Origin of the sequence: Vibrio sp. IB15 (assembly GCF_016406055.1) — a bacterium.
Lineage (GTDB): Bacteria > Pseudomonadota > Gammaproteobacteria > Enterobacterales > Vibrionaceae > Vibrio > Vibrio chagasii.
Genome location: NZ_JAEFCE010000036.1, coordinates 1 through 21,666 on the forward strand (window position 1 = coordinate 1; position 21,666 = coordinate 21,666).

The following is a 21,666-nucleotide window of genomic DNA, read 5'->3' on the forward strand; positions in this document are numbered from 1 at the left end:
AGTTCAAAAAAAATCCCCAAGCGTGGCTTAGGGATTTGTGTATAAGAGACAGTCCTACGGGGAGCCTTTTTTGATCTCTGTTTAAATGGCTGATAGGAAGGAATGTGTTTTGCCTATTCTGAGGGCTTAGGTCGATCAAAGTGAGGTGGACAGGTAGGGTTTGTGTTCTTGTTTGGTAAGTCTGTGTCTGGGCATGTTATTGCACGTAATAAAAAGGCTTCCACATAGGAAGCCTTCTCATATCTTCTAATTCGAAGATCGAATTACAGCTTGTCAGTTAGCTCGACAGCTTGACCGATGTAGTTCGCTGGAGTCATCTCTTTCAGACGAACTTTCTCGTCTTCAGGGATCTCTAGGCCGTCGATGAATGCGCGCATGCCTTCGCCATCTACACGTTTACCACGAGTTAGCTCTTTTAGCTTCTCGTATGGCTTCTCGACGCCGTAACGACGCATTACTGTTTGTACTGGTTCAGCAAGAACTTCCCAGTTCTTGTCTAGTTCAGCAAGTAGTGCTTCGCGGTTAACTTCTAGCTTGCTAATACCTTTCAGAGTTGAAGTGTATGCAATGATTGCGTAGCCAACACCAACACCTAGGTTACGAAGAACCGTAGAGTCAGTTAGGTCACGTTGCCAGCGAGAAACTGGTAGTTTCTGTGCTAGGTGGCCAAATACAGCGTTAGCTAGACCAAGGTTGCCTTCTGAGTTTTCGAAGTCAATTGGGTTAACTTTGTGCGGCATGGTAGATGAGCCGATTTCACCAGCAATCGTCTTCTGCTTGAAGTGACCAAGAGCAATGTAGCCCCAAACGTCACGGTCGAAGTCTAGAAGGATCGTGTTGAAACGAGCGATCGCGTCGAATAGCTCTGCGATGTAATCGTGAGGTTCGATTTGAGTTGTGTATGGGTTCCAAGTTACGCCAAGAGATTCAGTGATGAACTCTTCTGAGAACTGGTGCCAATCTACTTCTGGGTATGCAGAAAGGTGTGCGTTGTAGTTACCAACAGCGCCGTTGATTTTCGCTAGGATCTCAACGTTTTCGATTTGCTTGTATTGACGTTCCATACGGTACGCAACGTTAGCCATTTCTTTACCCATAGTAGAAGGAGAAGCAGGCTGACCGTGTGTACGAGAAAGAAGAGGAATGTCGCGGTATTCGTTCGCAAGCGTTTTGATTGCGTCGATTACGTTGCGGATCTCTGGAAGAACAACTTCGTCACGAGCTTCTTTAAGCATAAGTGCGTGAGACGTGTTGTTGATGTCTTCAGAAGTACATGCAAAGTGAATGAATTCGTTTACAGCGTGAAGCTCAGGAACGCCTGCTACTTTCTCTTTCAAGAAGTATTCTACGGCTTTCACGTCGTGGTTTGTTGTGCGCTCGATCTCTTTGATACGTAGAGCGTCTTCTTCGCTGAAGTTAGCGGCTAGTTCATCAAGAAACTGGTTAGCTTCTGCACTGAACGCTGGTACTTCTTTGATTGCATCAGTAGCTGCAAGCTTTTGTAACCAACGAATTTCAACGATAGAGCGGTACTTTAGTAGGCCAAACTCACTAAAGATGCTGCGTAATGCAATAGTCTTACTTCCGTAACGGCCGTCTACTGGTGAAACAGCAGTCAATGCTGACAGTTCCATGGTGTTCTCCTGAATTGAGTTTTCTAAATTTTGAGAGGTTTATACCAGTAACAATCTCAATTGTCACGCACATTGCGCAAACGTTTGCGTGAGAGTTGTACTGATACAAAAAACAAGCTCGCGACGAGGCGCGAGCTAATAAGTTACATTCGAGCTAATAGGATTTGAGCCTGCTCGATCATCTTCTTGCGACCGAAGATAAGGTGACGACGTTTGCCGCCAACTTGACGCCATAGAACAGCACTTCGAATCCCTGAGAGTAGTAGGGCGCGAACCTTGTGTTGACTCGAGGTTTGTTGAAGTACCGCTGGTGTACCAGAAACCTGAATACGAGGGCCTATTGGGCTTACAACATCAAGGTAGATGCTCGCTAGGTTGCTGATCATTTGTTCATCAAACAAGTCGAAATGTTCACTCTGGCGCTCTGCTGTTTGAATGCGGTCACCAAGCTGAGACATAGAATCGTTGCGAGATGATAGCTTACGTTCAAGCGCCATTAAGCTGATGATGTAACGAGTAATATCGCTACCAGCAGGAGTACTATCGATACCTTTTACTAGGCACTCAAGCCCAAGTTTTAGGTTAGCTTCACGCCCAAAAACACCCACAGTGTTCGCTGGGTTAGTGTTCAAAATAGCACTGAGTGAAGCTTCGAAGGCATCTTTATCACAATGGCCGTCTTTCGCTACTTGTTGAACCAAAGCCACAGCTTGGCAAATTCCGGCGAAAGCAATAGTACGGTCATAAAGTGTATTAGCCACGTAGTAACTCCTAGTTGTCTTCTATCGTTTGTCGTTCGATCAGTTAGATGCGTTTTTCGATGATACCACCACCAAGACATACGTCATCTTGGTAGAATACTGCAGACTGACCAGGGGTCACTGCGATTTGTGGCTCGTCAAAAATAACCTTAATGTTCTCGTCATCAATTGGGATGATTGTACAAGGAATATCGGTTTGACGGTAACGTGTTTTTACCGTGCATGTCATAACTTCAGTAATTGGTGTGCGATTTACCCAATGAAGCTGAGAAGCGATCAAACCTTCTGATTTTAGAAGTGGGTGATCCTTACCTTGTACGGCAATCAGAACATTACGTTTAAGGTCTTTTTCGCCAACAAACCAAGGGTCTTCGTTACCGCCACCGCCTTTGGTGCCACCAATGTGAAGGCCTTTACGCTGACCCAATGTGTGGTACATCAGACCGTTGTGCTTACCAATCACTTTACCTTCTGGTGTTTCGATATCACCTGGTTGTGCTGGTAGGTATTTGCCAAGGAACTCTGTGAACTTACGCTCACCGATAAAACAGATACCTGTCGAATCTTTCTTCTTCGCGGTGATTAAGTCTTGCTCTTCAGCAATGCGTCGAACTTCAGGCTTCTCTAGTTCACCAACTGGGAATAGGCTGCGCGCAACTTGATCTGAGCTTAGTGTGTAAAGGAAGTAGCTTTGGTCTTTGTTGCTGTCTAGACCGCGTAGCATTTCTGGTTTAACGCCAGCCTCTAGTTCTTCTTGAGTCGGGAAAGTACGACGAACATAGTGACCCATCGCAATGTAGTCTGCGTCTAGTACTTCATCGGCAAACTCTAAGAATGCTTTGAATTTGATTTCTTTGTTACAAAGAATATCTGGGTTAGGCGTACGGCCTGCTTTGTATTCCGCAAGGAAGTATTCAAATACGTTGTCCCAGTATTCTGCAGCAAAGTTGATAGTGTGAAGGTGGATACCTAGTTTGTCACATACCGCTTGAGCATCAGCAAGATCTTCAGCTGCTGTGCAGTATTCTTCGTTATCGTCTTCTTCCCAGTTTTTCATGAAAAGGCCTTCTACCTGATAGCCTTGTTGCTGAAGAAGATACGCCGATACTGACGAATCTACACCGCCGGACATACCGACAATTACTTTCTTTTCGCTGTTTCCAGAGCTGATATCTGACATGTCTAAACACCGTTACTATTACTTGGTCGCAGATTCTAACAGAAAGAGAAACGCCGTGACAGATCCGAGACCGGAATCACAGTTTCATTTGCACAAATAGTGCGCTGAGTTTGTTAGGAATCGCATGAGAGCGAGGTGAGTCGCTAGGATGTCAGAAGTATATGTGGCATAGTCGCTCGAAATCCAAGACCTGAGATAAAAAAATGTCTGAACAAAACGAATTTATGCAAGAAGAGCAGTTGATTGAAATTATTGAAAATCAGCTAGAAGACGGCCAGCCAATTAAGGTAAAAGAGACGTTAATGCGTCTGATGATGACAGGCACAGCGCGTGAAGATGCAATTGCAGCAATGGCATGTGCACTTGCCGTTGAAGTATTTGACGTAATGAAAAATGGCGCAGAGTTTAACCAAAAGCGTTATGCAGAGCATTTAGAGATGCTGCCTGATTTAAGCTTTATGGAAGGCGAATAAAAAAATAGCTCAGCAAACGTTTGCTATAGTTTGAATGATTGCCGCGTTAAATATAGCGCGGTAGAATCCGCCACCTATTTCCCCTTGACTTAGACTAGCCCTATGAAATTCCCTGGACAACGTAAATCAAAGCACTATTTTCCGGTTCACGCTCGTGATCCATTAGTGAGCCAAGCTCAAAGCAGTAAAAGAATGTCACGTACTCATATTATCGGTATTGACCAAACTTTGGTGGATATTGAAGCAAAAGTGAGTTATGAACTTATTGAGAAGTACGGTTTAAGTAAGGGACACTCACTGGTTATCGGTGATGAAGCGGCTGAGTCTTTATATCAAGAACTCAAAGAACAGTGCTTAATTACCAACGAATATGCTGGTGGCACTATTGGTAATACATTACACAACTATTCAGTACTGGCGGATGACCGCTCAACGCTGCTGGGCGTAATGAGCCAAGATATTAAAATCGGTAGTTATGGTTACCGCTATTTATGTAATACATCAAGCAGAATGGATTTGAACCATTTACAAGGGGTAGATGGCGCAATTGGTCGCTGCTTTGCATTAATTACTGAAGACGGTGAACGTACTTTCGCAATTAGCGAAGGTCAAATGAACCAACTAAATCCAGAAAGTATTCCTGAAAAGATTTTCAAAAGTGCTTCTGCTTTAGTATTAACTGCTTATTTGGTTCGTTGTAAACCAGGTGACCCTATGCCTGAAGCAACAATGAAAGCGATCGAATACGCGAAGAAATACGATGTGCCTGTTGTTTTAACACTGGGTACGAAATTTGTTATTCAAGACGATCCTGAATTCTGGAAAGATTTCTTAGAGCAACACGTAACGGTTGTTGCAATGAATGAAGACGAAGCTGAAGCCCTAACTGGCGAAAGCGATCCACTCGCTGCTTCTGATAAGGCGTTAGACTGGGTAGACCTAGTACTATGTACTGCAGGTCCTGTTGGTCTATTTATGGCGGGTTACACGGAAGACGCAGCGAAACGTGAAACATCACTGCCTTTGCTTCCAGGTTCAATTGCTGAATTCAACCGTTATGAATTTAGCCGTCCGGCTCATAAAGATTTATGTGAAAACCCTACTAAAGTTTATTCACATATTGCGCCTTATATGGGCGGTCCTGAGAAGATCAAAAATACCAATGGTGCAGGTGATGCGGCTTTATCGGCTTTATTACATGATATGGCAGCGAATAAGTACCACAAAGAAAACGTGCCAAACTCAAGTAAGCACCAGCATTCATTCTTGACGTATTCTTCTTTCTCACAAGTTTGTAAATATTCAAACCGTGCGAGCTATGAAGTATTGGTTCAGCACTCTCCACGTTTATCTCGCGGCCTTCCTGAAAGAGAAGACAGCCTAGAAGAAGCGTACTGGGAAAGATAAGAGATTTTGTTTATCTGGTGCGCATGAGTTTATCAAATGCGCATCTATGTTTATAAAAAACATTGAAGAGTAACAAAATATAAAAAAGGCTCCTTTCGGAGCCTTTTTTGTTTCTGAATATATTGAAGCCGTAAATAATACTTTGGTCGACTTAAATATTAATTCTATTGCTTAGTAGGTAATTGGATTACTCACTCTGCAAACTAAACGCTTAGATAGCGAAATCTTCCAGAGATTTACCAGCATCTAGTTGTTCTTGGATAGCTGAAGGCGTACGACCTTGGCCTGTCCAAGTTTTCTCGTCACCGTTTGCGTCTACGTATTTGTATTTAGCTGGGCGAGGAGCGCGTTTTGCTTTTGTTGTTTTAGATTTTGCTTCACCAGAAAGTGCAGCAATAAGATCAGCAACATCAATTCCGTCTTTTGCAATTTGCTCAGCAATAGCAGAAAGTTTAGCTTCTTGTGCTGCTTTTGCTGCACGTTCTTCAGCTTCAGACTCTTGACGCTCTTGTACAACAATAGTTAGCTTGTCTAGCGCTTCTTCTAGTTGCTCAAGAGTTAATTCACGTGAGAATGCGCGAAGGCTACGGATATTTAATAGAGTTTTTGTTAATTCAGACATGATATTTTCCATCAAGGTAAACTAAATAATCCACCTAATAATAAACAGAGCTTAGGAATAAAACAAATAGTATTTCTTCTATTACATATTTAAATATAAAAGTGAGATGAATAGTTGAAAATTTCCATGCACCTTTCTATTGAATTTATAATAGATATTAAGATTATCTTAAAAACTGATATGTGACTGGTGGAGTAATTACCTTATGTTGACTACGCTTAGGTTGATTAGTTCATAAATAAAAAGCTGCTTTTCTCGGAATGATATGTTGCATTGTTGCTCTTGATGGGTACAATTGCGGCTACCTGATGCGATGCTTTGGTTAATCATTTGTTAAACTGTTGTTTGATTGGTTAATAATGTTGTCGCACGTAGAGGTGCAATTATAAAAAGTAGTTTTCGTTGGGGTGATGCCAATGAACGGGAATGAAAGGTGTAATTGCCGAAGTAAATTGTATATCTAAGCAATTTGCTGGGGTTGTGCTCAATAGGTACAACACTGCCATAGTCTTAATTTTAAACTATGGAGCGCTACTGTAGGGTTGGGTGAAGTGTTCACTTCCCTTTCGCTTAGTTCAACATGAACTTGGTCAGCCGTATCAAGTTTGTCTGCAGTAGATCTCTAGCCAAATAAAAAACTGGTTTTTGAAGATCATGAATTTAATAGATTTTGCAACATCTCCTTTATCTTTGCTTCCGCCACTTGTGGCTTTAAGTCTTGCTATTGTTACCCGCCGTGTATTGGTTTCTTTGGGTGTCGGTATCGTTATGGGTGCCATCTTACTGGCTGACTATTCAGTAGGTAATGCCGCTAGCTACGTATTTACTAAAGCATCTGGTGTTTTCATCGAAGATGGTGGTATCAATACTTGGAACATGAGCATCATTGCTTTCCTAATTATTCTTGGAATGACAACAGCGCTATTAACGCTTTCTGGTGGTACTCGTGCATTCGCTGAGTGGGCTCAATCTCGAGTTAAGAGCAAGCGTGGTTCAAAACTGCTTGCTGCATTCTTAGGTGTATTCATCTTTGTTGATGATTACTTCAACAGCTTGGCAGTGGGTGCAATCTCTCGTCCTGTTACAGACCGTTTCTACGTATCTCGCGCTAAGCTAGCTTATATTCTTGATTCTACAGCTGCACCAATGTGTGTGATCATGCCCGCTTCTAGCTGGGGTGCTTACATCATTACCATCATCGGTGGCATCCTAGTAACACACGGTGTGACTGAGTATTCTGCACTGGGTGCTTACGTTCGTCTTATTCCAATGAACTTCTACGCTGTGTTCGCACTGCTTATGGTATTTGCAGTTGCATGGTTCGGTCTAGATGTTGGTAAGATGCGCGATCACGAAATCGAAGCGTCTCAAGGCCGTGGTTTTGAAGGTGACAACGATAGCCAGCAAGCTCACGATTTAAACGAAGAGCTAGATATCGAAGAGAGCGAGAACGGTTCTGTTTCTGACCTAATCATGCCGATCGTTTCATTGATCGTAGCGACAGTTGCAGCAATGCTTTACACAGGCGGTCAAGCGTTAGCTGCTGATGGTCAAGCGTTTAACCTACTTGGTGCATTCGAAAATACAGATGTTGGTAAATCTCTTGTTTACGGTGGCATCATCGGTCTTCTTGTTGCGCTAGCGACTGTATTTAAGCAGAAGCTATCTATGGCAGACATCGCAAGAACGATGTGGATCGGTTCGAGCTCTATGTTTGGCGCTATCCTAATCCTTGTGTTCGCTTGGACTATCGGTTCTGTAATCGGTGACATGAAAACAGGTTCGTACCTATCATCTCTAGTAACGGGCAGCATCGATTACCACTGGCTACCAGTTATCTTGTTCCTTCTAGCAGGCGTTATGGCGTTCTCTACAGGTACTTCATGGGGTACGTTCGGTATCATGCTACCTATCGCAGGTGACATGGCAGCAGCATCGGATATCGCACTGATTCTTCCTATGTTAAGTGCGGTTCTAGCGGGTGCAGTATTTGGTGACCACTGTTCTCCAATCTCTGATACGACGATTCTGTCTTCTACTGGTGCTCGTTGTAACCACATCGACCACGTATCGACACAGCTTCCGTACGCGCTGTCAGTCGCATTTGTATCGTGTATTGGCTTTATTACCTTAGGTATTACAGCTTCTATCGGTATCGCATTCAGCGCTGCAGCACTAACGTTCGTAGCTGTATGTTTCGCTCTGGCTTATTTCTCTCGTTGCAAAATGGCGACATGTAAAAGCTAAAAACGAAAGTTAATCAGTAAACTATCAGGGAGGCGTTGGCCTCCCTTTTTTATGCCTGTTAATTTAATTTTAAGTTTCGTGAAAAAAGTTCGAATAAATGGTTGAAAAAGGATCTTACCTTAGTTAGTGTGGAGACAAGACAGCAAACAACCTAAGAGCTGATAAGTATGCGTAAATTAGTAATGAACATTCATCACCATCATCACCCTATCTAGTCTTTCGGGGAGATTTACGTATACCCGGGAGCAAGATTACTCCCGGAGGTTAAGTCAAAAGAATTTAGATTTAAACCCTCGGGATGACAGAGTCTTCCGAGGGTTTTTTAGTTTTAGCGCTTTTAAATAATCAATAAATTCAAATATTTGCACAGGGATACAGCAATGCAGACACAACGCCTAAGAATCGCAATTCAAAAGAAAGGTCGCTTAAGTAAAGAGTGCCAAGACCTACTAAAAAAATGTGGTGTTAAATTTAACATCATGGGTGAGCGCCTAGTCGTTCATTCACTAAATATGCCAATTGACCTGCTATTAGTTCGTGATGACGACATCCCAGGTCTTATCATGGACGGTGTGGTTGACCTTGGTTTTATCGGTGAAAATGAGCTTGAAGAAGTTCGTCTAGATCGCCTTGCTCTTAAAGAGCCTGCAGAGTTCGAAACACTACGTCGTCTAGATTTCGGTGGCTGCCGTTTATCTATCGCAATTAACAAAGATGAAGAGTACAACGGCCCACAAGATCTAGCGGGCAAGCGTATTGCAACAACCTACCCACAACTACTTAAAGCCTACATGGACGAACAGGGTGTTGATTTCAGCACTTGTATGCTAACAGGCTCGGTTGAAGTAGCTCCTCGCGCTGGCCTTGCAGACGCAATCGCGGACTTGGTTTCTACTGGTGCTACGCTAGAAGCAAACGGCCTAAAAGAAGCGGAAGTGATTTTCCAATCTAAAGCGACCTTGATTCAACGTACTGGTGAATTCGACGCAGACAAAACAGCATTGATTGAAAAACTACTGACTCGTATGCAGGGTGTTCAACAAGCGAAAGAATCGAAGTACATCATGCTACACGCGCCAACTTCTCAGCTGGAGCAAATCAAAGCACTACTGCCTGGTGCTGAAGATCCAACGGTTCTTCCACTATCAACGGATAAAGATAAAGTAGCTGTTCACCTAGTAAGTACCGAGAACTTGTTCTGGGAAACGATGGAACAGCTGAAAGAGTTAGGCGCAAGCTCGATTCTAGTACTACCAATCGAAAAAATGATGGGGTAATGACGATGAGAACCGTTGTTTGGCAATCTTTAAGTGAGTCACAGCAAGACTCGGTATTAGAGCGTCCCGCTGTTACTGAAGGTGTAAACATCACAGCGACAGTTTCTGATGTTATTGCAAAAGTACGAAATGAGGGCGATGCAGCGCTTAAAGAACTGACTGAGAAGTTTGACCGCGTGACTCCAAAATCAATTCGAGTAAGTTCAGATGAGATTGAAGAAGCGAGCGCTCGTCTAACTCCAGAAATGAAGCAGGCGCTAGAACAAGCTTACAGCAATATTGCTAAGTTCCACGAAGCTCAGAAACCTCAGCCAATTAAGGTTGAGACGCAACAAGGTGTTGTGTGTGAGCAAGTGACACGTGCAATTAACACGGTTGGTCTGTACATCCCAGGTGGCAGTGCGCCGCTTCCGTCAACGGTTCTTATGTTAGGTGTTCCCGCTCAAATCGCAGGCTGTCGTAAGGTTGTGCTTTGTTCGCCTCCACCAATCGCTGACGAGATTTTGTACGTCGCTAAGCTTTGTAAGATCGATGAGGTTTACAACGTTGGTGGTGGTCAAGCGGTTGCTGCGATGGCTTACGGTACGGAAAGCGTTGCTAAAGTCGATAAGATTTTCGGCCCAGGTAATGCCTTCGTAACTGAAGCGAAACGCCAAGTGAGCAACGACTTCCGTGGCGCGGCGATTGATATGCCAGCTGGTCCGTCAGAAGTGTTAGTGATTGCTGATGAAACAGCAGACGCAGACTTCATTGCAGCTGACTTGTTGAGCCAAGCGGAGCACGGCCCTGATTCTCAAGTGGTGTTGGTCACACCTTCTCCATTGATTGCGGATCAAGTGACCGAAGCCGTTCAAAAACAATTGAAAGAGCTGTCTCGCGCGAGTATCGCTCAGCAAGCGTTGGCATCAAGCCTAATCATCATTGCTGAATCCATCACTCAAGCGATAGCGATTTCAAACTTCTACGGTCCTGAACACTTGATCGTTCAAACCAAGAACCCACGTGAATTGCTGCCATTGCTAGACAATGCAGGCTCTATCTTCCTTGGCGATTGGTCTCCAGAATCTGCAGGCGACTATGCCTCTGGCACTAACCACGTATTGCCGACTTACGGCTACACCAAGACATACTCTAGCCTTGGTTTAGCTGATTTCTCTAAACGTATGACGGTGCAAGAACTGACAGCCGATGGCTTAAAAGGTCTGGCTCCGACTGTAGTAACAATGGCGGAAGCCGAAGGCTTGGATGCACACAAACGCGCTGTGACCATCCGAGTTGAAAAGTTAAACCAAGCAAAATAAGGGCAGGGCATGGAAAAGTTAGCGAGAAAACAAGTTCAGGCTCTTACACCTTACTTGTCTGCAAGACGCATTGGCGGCACGGGTGACGTTTGGTTAAACGCCAATGAATCCCCATTCGATAACGAGTACAACTTAAACCTGTCTCGTCTCAATCGCTACAGCGAATGCCAGCCTAAAGAGTTGATTGATGCTTATGCTCAATATGCAGGTGTGAAATCAGAGCAAACTCTGACAACACGTGGTGCCGATGAAGGTATTGAACTGCTGATTCGTGCTTTTTGTGAGCCGAACGAAGACGCTATTCTTTACTGCCCACCAACCTATGGTATGTACGCGATTAGCGCTGAGACGATTGGTGTTGAGCGTAAAGTTGTTCCTCTAACCGCAGAGTGGCAACTTGACCTTCCAGCGATTGAAGCTCAGCTAGACAACGTGAAAGTTGTGTTTGTTTGTAGCCCAAATAACCCGACTGGTAATTTGGTTGAACGTAAGGACATCATCAAGCTACTTGAGATGACCCAAGATAAAGCAATTGTTGTGATGGATGAAGCGTACATCGACTTCTGCCCAGAAGCGTCAACCGTTGATTTACTTGAGCAATACCCGAATCTAGCGATTCTGCGTACCTTGTCTAAAGCTTTTGCATTGGCTGGACTACGCTGTGGCTTTACGCTGGCGAACCAAGAGCTTATCGATGTATTGTTGAAAGTGATTGCGCCATACCCGGTGCCAATCCCTGTTGCTGATATCGCGGTTCAAGCACTTTCAGAGCAAGGTCTTGCAAGAGCAAAGTTTCAGGTTTTGGACTTGAGCGCTAACCGAGCATACTTACAGGCAGGCCTAATGGGGATGCCTAACGTTACGGTATTTGATGGTTGGGGTAACTACCTTTTGGTTAAATTCCCGAACGGTGACGAATTGTTTAAAGCGGCATGGGACAGTGGCATTATCTTACGTAATTCGCCAATTGAAGACTGTGTTCGAATTAGTATTGGTAACCGGGAAGAGTGCGAAAAGACACTTGGATTCATTCGTAACTTTTATCAGTAGCGAAAGGCTTGCCAGTAATAACATTTGTTAGCCTTTATTCGATGAATAATAGGCTGACAAATGAAATCAATATTTTGGGTTAGCGTTTGATTTTTGCTAGGCCACCAGATTTAAAATTAAAAGGAAGTTCAAGTGAGTAAACAACAGAAAACACTTTTTATAGACCGCGATGGCACCTTAATTGTTGAGCCGCCAGTCGATTTCCAAGTAGACCGTTTAGACAAACTAAAATTTGAAGCGCTAGTGATTCCTAGCCTACTTGCATTGCAAGATGCTGGTTACCGTCTAGTGATGGTAACTAACCAAGATGGCCTTGGTACTGATAGCTACCCACAAGAAGATTTCGATGCGCCACACAATATGATGATGGATTTCTTCGAAGCTCAAGGCGTAAAGTTTGATGACGTGCTTATTTGCCCTCACTTTGACGAAGACAATTGCTCTTGCCGAAAGCCTAAGCTAGGGATGGTTAAAGAATATCTGCAGGGCGGTAAAGTCGACTTCCAACACTCTGTTGTGATTGGCGATCGAGTAACGGATCTTCAACTTGCAGAGAACATGGCAATCCGCGGTATTCAATATGGCCCAGATGCTGAAACGGAAGGCACGCTAAACTGGCCACAAATTGTAAAAGACCTAACGGTTAACGCGCGTGTTGCTGAAGTGGTTCGTACCACCAAAGAAACTGACATCAAGGTAGCGGTAAACCTTGATGAAACCGGTGGCAACAAGATCGATACAGGCATGGGTTTCTTTGACCACATGCTTGATCAAATCGCGACACACGGTGGTTTCCAAATGAACCTGACCGTGAAAGGCGACCTGCACATTGATGATCACCACACAGTAGAAGACACAGCACTTGCGTTAGGCCAAGCTCTGAAAGACGCGCTAGGTGACAAACGTGGCATTGGCCGCTTTGGCTTTAGCCTACCTATGGATGAGTGTCTGGCTCAGTGTGCGTTAGACCTTTCTGGTCGCCCGTACTTGAAGTTCGATGCTAAGTTCAGCCGTGAGCAAGTGGGTGACCTGTCAACGGAAATGGTGGTTCACTTCTTCCGTTCTTTAACTGACACGCTAGCTTGTACGCTACACCTTTCTTCTGCTGGCAATAATGATCACCACATCATTGAGAGCCTATTCAAAGCATTTGGTCGTACTCTGCGCCAAGCAATCAAAGTTGAAGGTAACGAGTTACCGAGCAGCAAAGGCGTTCTGTAAGGAATCGGTATGAAAGAGCAGAAAGTAGTTATTATTGATACTGGTTGTGCCAACGTCTCATCGGTTAAATTTGCGATTGAACGTCTAGGTTACACTGTTGAAATATCAAAAGAGCCTGAAGTGGTTCTTGCAGCCGACAAGCTATTCCTGCCAGGTGTAGGTACAGCAAGTGAAGCAATGAAAAACTTACAAGAGCGCGATCTTGTCGCTCTTGTAAAGCAAGTAGAGAAGCCTCTGCTTGGCATTTGTTTAGGCATGCAGCTTCTTGGTAAGTTATCTCAAGAAAAAGGCCAAAAGGCCGACGAGCTAGTTGAATGTTTAGGCTTGTGTGAGGGTGAAGTTCGTTTACTGGATACGGGCGATTTACCACTGCCACACATGGGTTGGAATACCGTCACTGCAACACCGAATCACCCTCTATTTAAAGACATTGAAGAAGGCGAGTACTTTTACTTCGTTCACAGCTTCGCAATGCCAGTAGGTGACTACACCATCGCACAGTGTGATTACGGCAATCCGTTTACCGCAGCAGTCCAAAGCGGTAACTATTATGGTGTTCAGTTCCACCCTGAACGCTCATCAAAAGCTGGTTCTAAGCTGATTCAGAACTTCTTGGAATTGTAATAAGGATTAGGCAGCGGCTAACGTTGCCATATAAGGAATGTAAATGATTATTCCCGCATTAGATTTAATTGAAGGCCAAGTAGTTCGCTTATTCCAAGGGGATTACGGTCAAGTAACAGAATACAAAGTAGACCCAGCAGAGCAGTTCAACTTATATCACCAAGCTGGTGCTGGCTGGTTGCACCTTGTTGATTTAACAGGTGCAAAAGACACGACAGCTCGCCAGTTGGACCTGATCGCTAAGCTACTTGATAGCACGCCTGCTAACATTCAAATTGGCGGCGGTGTACGTAATGAGCAAGATGTGATTGACCTACTGGAAGCAGGAGCACAACGTGTTGTTGTTGGTTCAACGGCAGTTAAACAGCCAGAGCTTGTTAAAGGCTGGATGGAAAAGTATGGCGCTGAAAAAATTGTTCTTGCTCTGGATATCAACATCGACGAAAACGGCACTCGCAAAGTTGCGATTTCAGGTTGGCAGGAAGATTCTGGTGTGACTATTGAAGCACTGATTGAAGATTACCTGACCGTTGGCCTTAAGCACGTTCTATGTACTGATATCTCTCGTGATGGCACGCTAGAAGGATCAAACGTAGAGCTTTACGTGGATCTTTGTAAGCAGTACCCGCAGGTTCAGTTCCAATCATCGGGCGGCATTGGCAGCCTAGCAGACATCGAAGCTCTAAAAGGTAGCGGTGTGGCTGGTGTGATTGTTGGTCGTGCGCTACTTGATGGTAAGTTCACCGCAGAGGAGGCATTTGCATGCTGGCAAAGCGAATAATCCCTTGTTTGGATGTCCGTGACGGACAAGTGGTTAAGGGCGTTCAGTTCCGTAACCACGAAATCATTGGCGACATCGTTCCGCTAGCACAGCGCTATGCAGAAGAGGGCGCGGATGAATTAGTATTTTACGATATCACGGCATCAAGTGATGGCCGTGTTGTTGATAAGAGTTGGGTAAAGCGTGTCGCAGAGGTAATCGATATTCCTTTCTGTGTCGCTGGTGGTATTAAATCAGCAGAAGATGCAGCGCGCATTCTAGAGTTTGGAGCTGATAAAGTATCCATCAACTCGCCAGCACTGGCTAATCCACAACTGATCACTGATCTTGCGGATAAGTTCGGCGTACAGTGTATCGTTGTTGGTATCGATTCATACTTCGATAAAGAGACTGGTAAGTATCAGGTTTATCAATTCACAGGCGATGAAGCGCGTACTAAAGCAACCAAATGGGAAACCAAAGATTGGGTGCAGGAAGTACAAAAGCGTGGCGCAGGTGAAATCGTACTAAATATGATGAACCAAGATGGTGTTCAAAACGGTTACGACCTTGAGCAGCTCAACATGGTGCGTGAAGTGTGTAAGGTGCCTCTGATTGCTTCGGGTGGCGCAGGTGCAATGGAGCACTTTGCTGAAGCTTATAACAAAACTAATGTGGATGGAGCGCTCGCTGCTTCAGTATTCCATAAACAAGTCATCAATATTGGTGAATTAAAGCAGTATCTAAAACAACAAGGTGTAGAGGTGCGTCTATGAGTTTTGCAGCGACAGAAGTAAATACGCTAGCTGAACGTATCAATTGGGATAAAGTCGACGGTCTCGTTCCTGCGATTGTACAAGATTTCCAGTCAAGCCAAGTGCTGATGATGGGTTACGTGAACCAAGATGCGTTAGCAAAGACGGGCGAAACAGGTCAAGTGACCTTCTTCTCTCGTACTAAAGAGCGCCTTTGGACTAAAGGTGAGACGTCAGGAAATGTTCTGCAACTGGTGAATATGTCACTGGATTGCGACAACGATACGTTGTTGGTTAAAGTCAATCCAATTGGCCCTACATGCCACTTGGGTACAACAACATGCTGGGATTCTGATCCACAGGAAGAGTCTCAGATGGTGTGGCTTCATCAACTTGAGCAGCTACTGGCTGCCCGCAAGGACGCAGATCCTGACTCTTCTTACACTGCCAGTTTATATGCCCGTGGCACCAAGCGTATATCGCAAAAAGTGGGCGAAGAAGGCGTTGAAGTCGCGCTTGCGGCGACGTCGGGCGATAAGGCGGAATTAGTGTGTGAATCTGCGGATTTGATTTACCACCTAATGGTTCTTCTTCAAGACCAAGGTCTATCAATGAACGACGTAGTGAATAAACTTAAAGAGCGCCATAAGTAATCTATCTTTAGGATACATCTAGATAAGTAAAGCCCCGCAAACATTGCGTTTACGGGGCTTTTTAGTGTCAATTTATGAGTCGAGTTCTTTGTCTTTATGTCTCGTCACTCCGAGGAGCGTTAGCGACATCAGGAATCTCTTCTATTAAGCTGACTTCCTAGTTGCGCGAGTTAACCGCAGCACTTCTTGTATTTCTTACCACTGCCACAGATACACGGATCATTACGACCGATCTTAAAGCTCTCTACGGTTTGGTTTAGGCGAGGGTCAATCTCAGGTTCAGGTTGGCTTTGTTCTGGATATTCACCATCGATATAGAACCAAAGGCCGTTTTCACGAACGAACCGAGAACGTTCTTGCATGCAGTATTGCGCGCCATCCTCATTAAAATAGGCTTTAAACTCAACAAAGCCCTCGTTTTCGTGAGAACCTTCCGCGGTATCGATAACCTCTAGCCCCGCCCAATCACTGTTGATCGAATCTGCAATGCCTTCTCTTTGTTCTTCGGCATTGCAACTAGGATGATAGGTAGCAACCACATAATCGACCAATCCTAAAACATGCGCGGAATAACGAGAGCGCATCAACTGCTCTGGCGTTTCAACTGAGCTGTGATCAAGGTGTGCTGATTCACAGCACTTTGGGTAAGTATTGTTGCTACCACATGGGCATAAAGACATAGTCAAATCCTGTAAAAATGGCCTCTGAGTAAGAGGCCATAAATGAATGCGTTGGAGTTTAACAAGAAACTAAAGCTCACCAAAGTGTAGTTTCAATTTAAGTAGATTCCTGATGTTTAGGCGGGAGCTAATAAATCTTGAGCCCAAGCCGTCGCTTCGTCATAGGCAAGGCCGAGTTGAGCCTCGCTGAGTTTGAGGAGATTACGAATGCGAGTTGCTTCATCCCATCGAGCTTGCTCATAAGCGACCACCATGGCCAAGACCGCGCCTAATACACCTTTGCGTAGTATTAGTGCTTGTTTTATCTCTTCGTCAATTGGTACTGAATCCAGCACTTGCTTTAACGGTTGATCAAACAATGAATCCAATAACGAGAACATACCGGTTAAGAAAGCTTGTCCGGGTTCAACCTTCACGTTCATCTTTTCGACTAGCAGTTCGCATTGACGAGCGCGAATCACCGCTAAGCCATAAAGTGAATCTGGTTTGTCTTCTTTCGCCGATGCTATCGCTACGAGAGATACAAATTTACGCAGTTTCTGCTCGCCTAAATAAACCAGTGCTTGGCGGAACGAGCGGATCGTGGTTGCTGAACCACCTGCTGAGTTTACGTAGGTTAGTAGCTTATAGGATAGCGTCACGTCTAATGTGATCAGTCGTTCTACTTCACCAAAATCGATAGGATCGTTGGCGATCTCTTTCAGAAGCTGGACGATGGTCAGAAAAGCGGGGTTGAGAGCGCGAGTCTGGATCATTTCAGGTTTGCTGAAGAAATACCCTTGGAAGTAACTGAAACCGGCTTTGTTTGCTTGCTGATATTCCTCGTAAGTCTCTACTTTCTCGGCAAGAAACTTGATATCCAGCCCTTGCATAGAGCTCATAAATATTGAGGCTTTTTCGATAGGTATCAGACGGATGTCGAATTTGATAATCGATACGTAAGGTAAGAAGCGCTTCCACGCCTTACTTGGAACAAAGTCATCCAGAGCGATGGTGTAGCCCGCATCATAGATAGTCTTAATTGCTTCAAGTAACTCATCGGTCGGTTCGCAGTCTTCAAGAACCTCAACGACTAAACTTTCTTTGGGGAACAGAGTCGGGACTAAGTTGATCAGGCTTGCATAGGGAAAATTAACAAAACCCAGCTTATCACCCAAAGTATTGTAGTGGGTCGACAAGAAATGGTCAGATAGCAAACGGCTTGTAGCGAGCTCCGGTTCAACTTCAGGGAAAGTGTTCTTAGGACCATCCCTGAATAGCAACTCGTAACCTATGGTTTTCTTATCTGCATCGAGTATGGGTTGACGCGCTACGTATGAATATTTCAAATTGGTACTGTGTTCGGTTTACTTCTGATAGAGAGATAATAGCTAATTTGCTAGAAATTACCATACACAATCGAAGAAACTCTGACCCACTATAACAATCAAACTGAAAGTTTAAGACTGTTGTTGAAAGCTGTTGCTAAACGCTCGATTCTGTAGTTCAAAACTTTGTGGAGTAAAGACCAGTACAGAGCCTTGTGTATACCAATCACCAAGTACGATACGAGTTTTAGTGCAATTATTAGCATCAAAAGTGTGGACGTTTGGACGATGGGTATGGCCGTGGATCATGAGATCAACATTGTTTTTCTCCATCACGTTTTCGACCTCTTGCTGTGTCACGTCCATGATGTCCAAAGATTTGGTCTGTTTGTCATCTTTAATATCTGACTGAACCTTAGAGACGATCTTCTTTTTAATGAAGAATGGGATTCTGTTGAAGATCCACTGTAGCCATGGTTGATGGACTTTTTCACGGAAGGCGAGGTATTTGACATCTTCAGTGCATAGAGTGTCGCCATGCAGTACCACGGCTTTTCGTCCGTAGATATCGATAGTTGTCACTTCGTCTAGAAGCTGCACACCAGTCTGTTTTGCAAATCTTTTACCGACCAAAAAGTCACGGTTACCTTGCGTGAAGTAACAGGGTACGCCTGTTTTCACCAAATCGATAAACGCTTGGCGAATAGAAGTCGCGAACTCGCTCTTGTCGTCGTCACCAATCCAGAACTCGAAAAGGTCGCCTAACACGTAGAGCGCATCGGCTTCTACCGCTTCATTTTTCATGAAGGTTAGGAAGCAGTCCGTGATGTCTTGTCGTGACGGAGCAAGGTGCAGGTCTGAGATAAAATATGTTTTCATACAGTTTGAAAAAAGGGAGCGAGTGCTCCCTTGTCCTAATTATGATGTATCAATGGTGAATACGAATCGAAGGCTAAATTAAGCTTCGATTGTTGTACCAGTGATGATCACTTCTTCTAGTGGTACGTCTTGGTGCATACCCATAGAACCAGTGCTAACACCTTTGATCTTGTTTACTACGTCCATGCCTTCTACAACTTCTGCGAATACACAGTAACCCCAACCGTCTAGGCTTTCGCTACGGAAGTTAAGGAAAGAGTTGTCGTTTACGTTGATGAAGAACTGAGAGCTCGCTGAATGCGGTTCCATAGTACGAGCCATAGCTAGCGTACCAACTTTGTTCGCTAGGCCGTTATTTGCTTCGTTCTTGATAGTTGCGCGAGTCGCTTTTTCTTTAAGGCCAGAAGTCATACCGCCGCCTTGAATCATGAAACCATCGATAACACGGTGGAATAGTGTGTTGTCGTAGAAACCGTCACGGCAATACTGTAGGAAGTTTGCGCTTGTTTCTGGTGCTTTTTCTTCGTTTAGTTGAACTTTGATGTCACCAAAATTTGTGTGAAGGATGATCATGATTATTACCTTACTGTATTTTTAATATGAAAGGCGATTCTAGCCTAGTTTGATTGAGTTTCAAAATACGAAATCGTCAATAGATAACAAGGAGTTTAGCCGATTTGGTGGTGAAAGGTATTACCTATTAAGGTATGACTTGTTATACTGCGGGCTTATTTTGATTAATCCATAAAATAGATAGAGATCATGCTAAAGATATATAACACGCTCACAAGACAGAAAGAGGAATTCAAACCAATTACAGCTGGCAAAGTCGGCATGTATGTCTGTGGGGTAACCATATACGATCTCTGTCATATTGGTCATGGCCGTACGTTCGTTTCTTTCGACGTTGTGACTCGCTACCTGCGTTACTTAGGTTACGACCTAACGTTCGTTCGTAACATCACAGACATCGACGACAAAATCATTAAGCGTGCGAACGAAAACGGTGAGTCTTGCGATTCTCTGACTGAGCGCCTAATTGGTGAAATGCATGCAGACTTCGATGCGTTGAACATGAAGCGTCCAGACGTTGAGCCTCGTGCAACGGAATTCATTACTGAAATCATTGAGCTTGTAGAAAAGCTGATTGAACGTGGTTTTGCTTATGTAGCAAGCAACGGCGATGTAATGTTTGAAGTTAAGAAGTTTGACGAATACGGCAAGCTTTCCAAGCAAGACCTCGATCAGCTTCAAGCTGGTGCTCGTGTTGATGTTGACTCTGCAAAACGTAGTCCGTTAGATTTCGTGGTTTGGAAAATGTCTAAGCCGGGTGAACCAACATGGGAATCACCATGGGGCCCAGGTCGTCCGGGCTGGCACATCGAATGTTCTGCAATGAACTCATCAATCCTTGGTAATCACTTCGATATCCACGGTGGTGGCTCTGACCTTCAGTTTCCACACCACGAGAACGAAATCGCACAATCTTGCTGTGCACATGGTACTGACTATGTAAACACGTGGATGCACAGTGGCATGGTTATGGTAGACAGAGAGAAGATGTCTAAGTCTCTAGGTAACTTCTTCACTATTCGTGATGTACTGACACACTACGATGCGGAAACGGCTCGTTACTTCCTAATGTCTGGTCACTACCGTAGCCAGCTAAACTACAGCGAAGACAACCTAAACCAAGCTCGTGCATCGCTTGAGCGCCTATACACGTCACTTCGTGGCCTAGACCTTACTGCTGCACCTGCTGGTGGTGAAGAGTACGTAACTCGTTTCTCTACAGCAATGAACGATGACTTCAATACGCCAGAAGCATACTCAGTGCTGTTTGAAATGGCTCGTGAAATCAACCGTATCAAGACAGAAAGCATTGAAAAGGCGAGTGGACTTGGTGCGTTGATGCGTGAACTAGCGGACATCATCGGTATTCTTCACCAAGATCCAGAAGCATTCCTACAAGGTGATGCTGCGGGTAATGATGACGAAGTGGCTGAAATCGAAGCTCTGATCAAACTGCGTAACGACTCTCGTGCTTCAAAAGATTGGGCAAATGCCGATCTTGCTCGTGATAAGTTAAACGAGTTAGGCATCGTTCTGGAAGACGGCCCAGAAGGTACGACTTGGCGTCGTAAGTAATCTTATAAAAAAGGGCTGATTTTCAGCCCTTTTTTCTAGCAAAAATTCTCGAATTTCACCTTTTCTATATTCAACTTTATTAGACAGGAATATTTCTGTGGCTCAGATGTATTTTTACTACTCGGCAATGAATGCGGGTAAATCAACAACGCTTCTTCAATCTTCATTTAACTACCAAGAACGTGGCATGACGCCGGTGATCTTTACGGCAGCACTCGATGATCGCTACGGTATTGGTAAAGTGAGCTCTCGAATTGGTCTTCAATCTGAAGCACAGCTTTTTAAGAGTGACACGAATCTTTTTGAAGCGATTAACGAGCTGAACGAGCAAGAAAAGCGTCACTGTGTACTGATCGATGAGTGTCAGTTCTTGTCGAAAGAGCAGGTATATCAGCTAACAGAAGTGGTGGATAAACTGCATATCCCTGTGCTTTGTTACGGGCTAAGAACAGACTTCCTTGGTGAGCTGTTTGAAGGAAGTAAGTATCTACTGTCTTGGGCTGATAAGCTGGTGGAACTGAAAACCATCTGCCACTGTGGCCGCAAAGCGAACATGGTAATCCGTACCGATGAGCACGGTGTCGCGATCGCGGAAGGTGATCAAGTGGCAATTGGTGGCAACGATAAATACGTGTCTGTATGTCGCCTTCACTACAAAGAAGCGCTATGTAAATAAGCGTTTTTCAA

General features: G+C 44.4%; 21 protein-coding genes, 1 riboswitch and 1 other annotated feature. Of the genes, 13 read left to right on the forward strand and 8 right to left on the reverse strand.

The features are described 5' to 3' along the window. Positions 1-263 precede the first annotated feature (263 nt). From purB to mnmA, 3 genes are all read right to left on the reverse strand, one after another. The gene (gene purB / locus JC606_RS14005; RefSeq protein WP_137407817.1) at positions 264-1,634 is read right to left on the reverse strand and encodes an adenylosuccinate lyase; all 1,371 of its coding nucleotides are present in this window, start codon (positions 1,632-1,634) and stop codon (positions 264-266) included. 143 nt (positions 1,635-1,777) lie between these two features. Next, positions 1,778-2,395 carry a high frequency lysogenization protein HflD gene (gene hflD / locus JC606_RS14010; protein WP_061031766.1) on the reverse strand — a complete coding sequence of 206 codons (618 nt, stop codon included), beginning with the start codon at positions 2,393-2,395 and terminating at the stop codon, positions 1,778-1,780. A 43-nt stretch (positions 2,396-2,438) separates the two neighbouring features. Continuing rightward, a complete protein-coding gene (mnmA, locus tag JC606_RS14015) occupies positions 2,439-3,575 on the reverse strand; it encodes a tRNA 2-thiouridine(34) synthase MnmA (RefSeq protein ID WP_061031765.1) in 1,137 nt (378 codons plus the stop codon). Between the two features lie 203 nt (positions 3,576-3,778). Here mnmA and JC606_RS14020 point away from each other — a divergent pair, with 203 nt between their 5' ends. Next, positions 3,779-4,048, forward strand: a complete 270-nt coding sequence (locus JC606_RS14020) for a hypothetical protein (RefSeq protein ID WP_102426520.1) — start codon at positions 3,779-3,781, stop codon at positions 4,046-4,048. Between the two features lie 102 nt (positions 4,049-4,150). Beyond that, positions 4,151-5,455, forward strand: a complete 1,305-nt coding sequence (locus JC606_RS14025) for an inosine/guanosine kinase (RefSeq protein WP_137407815.1) — start codon at positions 4,151-4,153, stop codon at positions 5,453-5,455. A 211-nt stretch (positions 5,456-5,666) separates the two neighbouring features. Here JC606_RS14025 and JC606_RS14030 read toward each other — a convergent pair whose 3' ends face one another. Then, on the reverse strand, positions 5,667-6,077 hold the full coding sequence (locus tag JC606_RS14030; protein ID WP_061031763.1) for an H-NS family histone-like protein: 411 nt from the start codon (positions 6,075-6,077) through the stop codon (positions 5,667-5,669). Between the two features lie 364 nt (positions 6,078-6,441). Beyond that, positions 6,442-6,619, forward strand: a riboswitch (Lysine riboswitch). A gap of 112 nt (positions 6,620-6,731) precedes the next feature. Here JC606_RS14030 and JC606_RS14035 point away from each other — a divergent pair. The 9 genes from JC606_RS14035 to hisIE all read left to right on the forward strand — a co-directional run bounded on the left by JC606_RS14035 (position 6,732) and on the right by hisIE (position 15,965). Further along, positions 6,732-8,324, forward strand: a complete 1,593-nt coding sequence (locus JC606_RS14035) for a Na+/H+ antiporter NhaC family protein (protein ID WP_137407814.1) — start codon at positions 6,732-6,734, stop codon at positions 8,322-8,324. Positions 8,325-8,514: 190 nt separating this feature from the next. Then, positions 8,515-8,651 (forward strand) — a sequence feature (His leader region). A gap of 53 nt (positions 8,652-8,704) precedes the next feature. After that, the gene (gene hisG, locus JC606_RS14040; protein ID WP_061031761.1) at positions 8,705-9,601 is read left to right on the forward strand and encodes an ATP phosphoribosyltransferase; all 897 of its coding nucleotides are present in this window, start codon (positions 8,705-8,707) and stop codon (positions 9,599-9,601) included. Then, entirely contained in the window at positions 9,601-10,902 is a 1,302-nt protein-coding gene (gene hisD / locus JC606_RS14045) for a histidinol dehydrogenase (RefSeq protein WP_137407813.1), read from the forward strand. Before hisG ends, hisD begins: the two co-directional genes overlap by 1 nt. 9 nt (positions 10,903-10,911) lie before the next feature. After that, on the forward strand, positions 10,912-11,952 hold the full coding sequence (hisC, locus tag JC606_RS14050; RefSeq protein ID WP_137407812.1) for a histidinol-phosphate transaminase: 1,041 nt from the start codon (positions 10,912-10,914) through the stop codon (positions 11,950-11,952). A gap of 132 nt (positions 11,953-12,084) precedes the next feature. After that, complete coding sequence (gene hisB / locus JC606_RS14055; protein ID WP_137407811.1) at positions 12,085-13,173, forward strand: bifunctional histidinol-phosphatase/imidazoleglycerol-phosphate dehydratase HisB; 1,089 nt, start codon at positions 12,085-12,087, stop codon at positions 13,171-13,173. Positions 13,174-13,182: 9 nt separating this feature from the next. Beyond that, positions 13,183-13,797, forward strand: coding sequence for an imidazole glycerol phosphate synthase subunit HisH (hisH, locus tag JC606_RS14060; protein WP_102423424.1), 615 nt, complete (start codon positions 13,183-13,185; stop codon positions 13,795-13,797). Positions 13,798-13,840: 43 nt separating this feature from the next. Then, on the forward strand, positions 13,841-14,578 hold the full coding sequence (gene hisA, locus JC606_RS14065; RefSeq protein WP_004742025.1) for a 1-(5-phosphoribosyl)-5-[(5-phosphoribosylamino)methylideneamino]imidazole-4-carboxamide isomerase: 738 nt from the start codon (positions 13,841-13,843) through the stop codon (positions 14,576-14,578). After that, positions 14,560-15,333: an imidazole glycerol phosphate synthase subunit HisF gene (gene hisF / locus JC606_RS14070; RefSeq protein ID WP_137407810.1), complete on the forward strand. Its 774-nt coding sequence runs from the start codon at positions 14,560-14,562 to the stop codon at positions 15,331-15,333. Before hisA ends, hisF begins: the two co-directional genes overlap by 19 nt. After that, positions 15,330-15,965, forward strand: coding sequence for a bifunctional phosphoribosyl-AMP cyclohydrolase/phosphoribosyl-ATP diphosphatase HisIE (gene hisIE / locus JC606_RS14075; RefSeq protein WP_198778792.1), 636 nt, complete (start codon positions 15,330-15,332; stop codon positions 15,963-15,965). The genes hisF and hisIE overlap by 4 nt, the downstream gene beginning before the upstream one ends. 170 nt (positions 15,966-16,135) lie before the next feature. Here hisIE and JC606_RS14080 read toward each other — a convergent pair whose 3' ends face one another. The 4 genes from JC606_RS14080 to JC606_RS14095 all read right to left on the reverse strand — a co-directional run bounded on the left by JC606_RS14080 (position 16,136) and on the right by JC606_RS14095 (position 19,404). Then, positions 16,136-16,645, reverse strand: a complete 510-nt coding sequence (locus JC606_RS14080; protein WP_137407808.1) for a YchJ family protein — start codon at positions 16,643-16,645, stop codon at positions 16,136-16,138. Between the two features lie 116 nt (positions 16,646-16,761). After that, entirely contained in the window at positions 16,762-17,973 is a 1,212-nt protein-coding gene (locus JC606_RS14085; protein WP_137407807.1) for an EAL and HDOD domain-containing protein, read from the reverse strand. A 111-nt stretch (positions 17,974-18,084) separates the two neighbouring features. Continuing rightward, positions 18,085-18,831 (reverse strand): UDP-2,3-diacylglucosamine diphosphatase, encoded by a 747-nt coding sequence (lpxH, locus tag JC606_RS14090; protein ID WP_137407806.1) that lies wholly within the window; start codon positions 18,829-18,831, stop codon positions 18,085-18,087. A gap of 78 nt (positions 18,832-18,909) precedes the next feature. Continuing rightward, positions 18,910-19,404 carry a peptidylprolyl isomerase gene (locus JC606_RS14095; RefSeq protein WP_004742032.1) on the reverse strand — a complete coding sequence of 165 codons (495 nt, stop codon included), beginning with the start codon at positions 19,402-19,404 and terminating at the stop codon, positions 18,910-18,912. A 189-nt stretch (positions 19,405-19,593) separates the two neighbouring features. Here JC606_RS14095 and cysS point away from each other — a divergent pair, with 189 nt between their 5' ends. Further along, on the forward strand, positions 19,594-20,979 hold the full coding sequence (gene cysS / locus JC606_RS14100) for a cysteine--tRNA ligase (protein ID WP_137407805.1): 1,386 nt from the start codon (positions 19,594-19,596) through the stop codon (positions 20,977-20,979). A 97-nt stretch (positions 20,980-21,076) separates the two neighbouring features. Beyond that, on the forward strand, positions 21,077-21,655 hold the full coding sequence (locus tag JC606_RS14105; RefSeq protein ID WP_137407804.1) for a thymidine kinase: 579 nt from the start codon (positions 21,077-21,079) through the stop codon (positions 21,653-21,655). Positions 21,656-21,666 lie beyond the last annotated feature (11 nt).

Excerpts from the sequence above, each read along its gene's own strand:
- lpxH (WP_137407806.1), bottom strand. The coding sequence starts at position 18,831 with ATGAAAACATATTTTATCTCAGACCTGCACCTTGCTCCGTCACGACAA.
- hisD (WP_137407813.1), top strand. The coding sequence starts at position 9,601 with ATGACGATGAGAACCGTTGTTTGGCAATCTTTAAGTGAGTCACAGCAA.
- JC606_RS14080 (WP_137407808.1), bottom strand. The coding sequence starts at position 16,645 with ATGTCTTTATGCCCATGTGGTAGCAACAATACTTACCCAAAGTGCTGT.
- JC606_RS14030 (WP_061031763.1), bottom strand. The coding sequence starts at position 6,077 with ATGTCTGAATTAACAAAAACTCTATTAAATATCCGTAGCCTTCGCGCA.
- hisF (WP_137407810.1), top strand. The coding sequence starts at position 14,560 with ATGCTGGCAAAGCGAATAATCCCTTGTTTGGATGTCCGTGACGGACAA.
- JC606_RS14025 (WP_137407815.1), top strand. The coding sequence starts at position 4,151 with ATGAAATTCCCTGGACAACGTAAATCAAAGCACTATTTTCCGGTTCAC.
- cysS (WP_137407805.1), top strand. The coding sequence starts at position 19,594 with ATGCTAAAGATATATAACACGCTCACAAGACAGAAAGAGGAATTCAAA.
- JC606_RS14035 (WP_137407814.1), top strand. The coding sequence starts at position 6,732 with ATGAATTTAATAGATTTTGCAACATCTCCTTTATCTTTGCTTCCGCCA.
- hisC (WP_137407812.1), top strand. The coding sequence starts at position 10,912 with ATGGAAAAGTTAGCGAGAAAACAAGTTCAGGCTCTTACACCTTACTTG.
- JC606_RS14095 (WP_004742032.1), bottom strand. The coding sequence starts at position 19,404 with ATGATCATCCTTCACACAAATTTTGGTGACATCAAAGTTCAACTAAAC.
- mnmA (WP_061031765.1), bottom strand. The coding sequence starts at position 3,575 with ATGTCAGATATCAGCTCTGGAAACAGCGAAAAGAAAGTAATTGTCGGT.
- hisH (WP_102423424.1), top strand. The coding sequence starts at position 13,183 with ATGAAAGAGCAGAAAGTAGTTATTATTGATACTGGTTGTGCCAACGTC.
- purB (WP_137407817.1), bottom strand. The coding sequence starts at position 1,634 with ATGGAACTGTCAGCATTGACTGCTGTTTCACCAGTAGACGGCCGTTAC.
- hisG (WP_061031761.1), top strand. The coding sequence starts at position 8,705 with ATGCAGACACAACGCCTAAGAATCGCAATTCAAAAGAAAGGTCGCTTA.
- hisA (WP_004742025.1), top strand. The coding sequence starts at position 13,841 with ATGATTATTCCCGCATTAGATTTAATTGAAGGCCAAGTAGTTCGCTTA.
- hisIE (WP_198778792.1), top strand. The coding sequence starts at position 15,330 with ATGAGTTTTGCAGCGACAGAAGTAAATACGCTAGCTGAACGTATCAAT.
- JC606_RS14020 (WP_102426520.1), top strand. The coding sequence starts at position 3,779 with ATGTCTGAACAAAACGAATTTATGCAAGAAGAGCAGTTGATTGAAATT.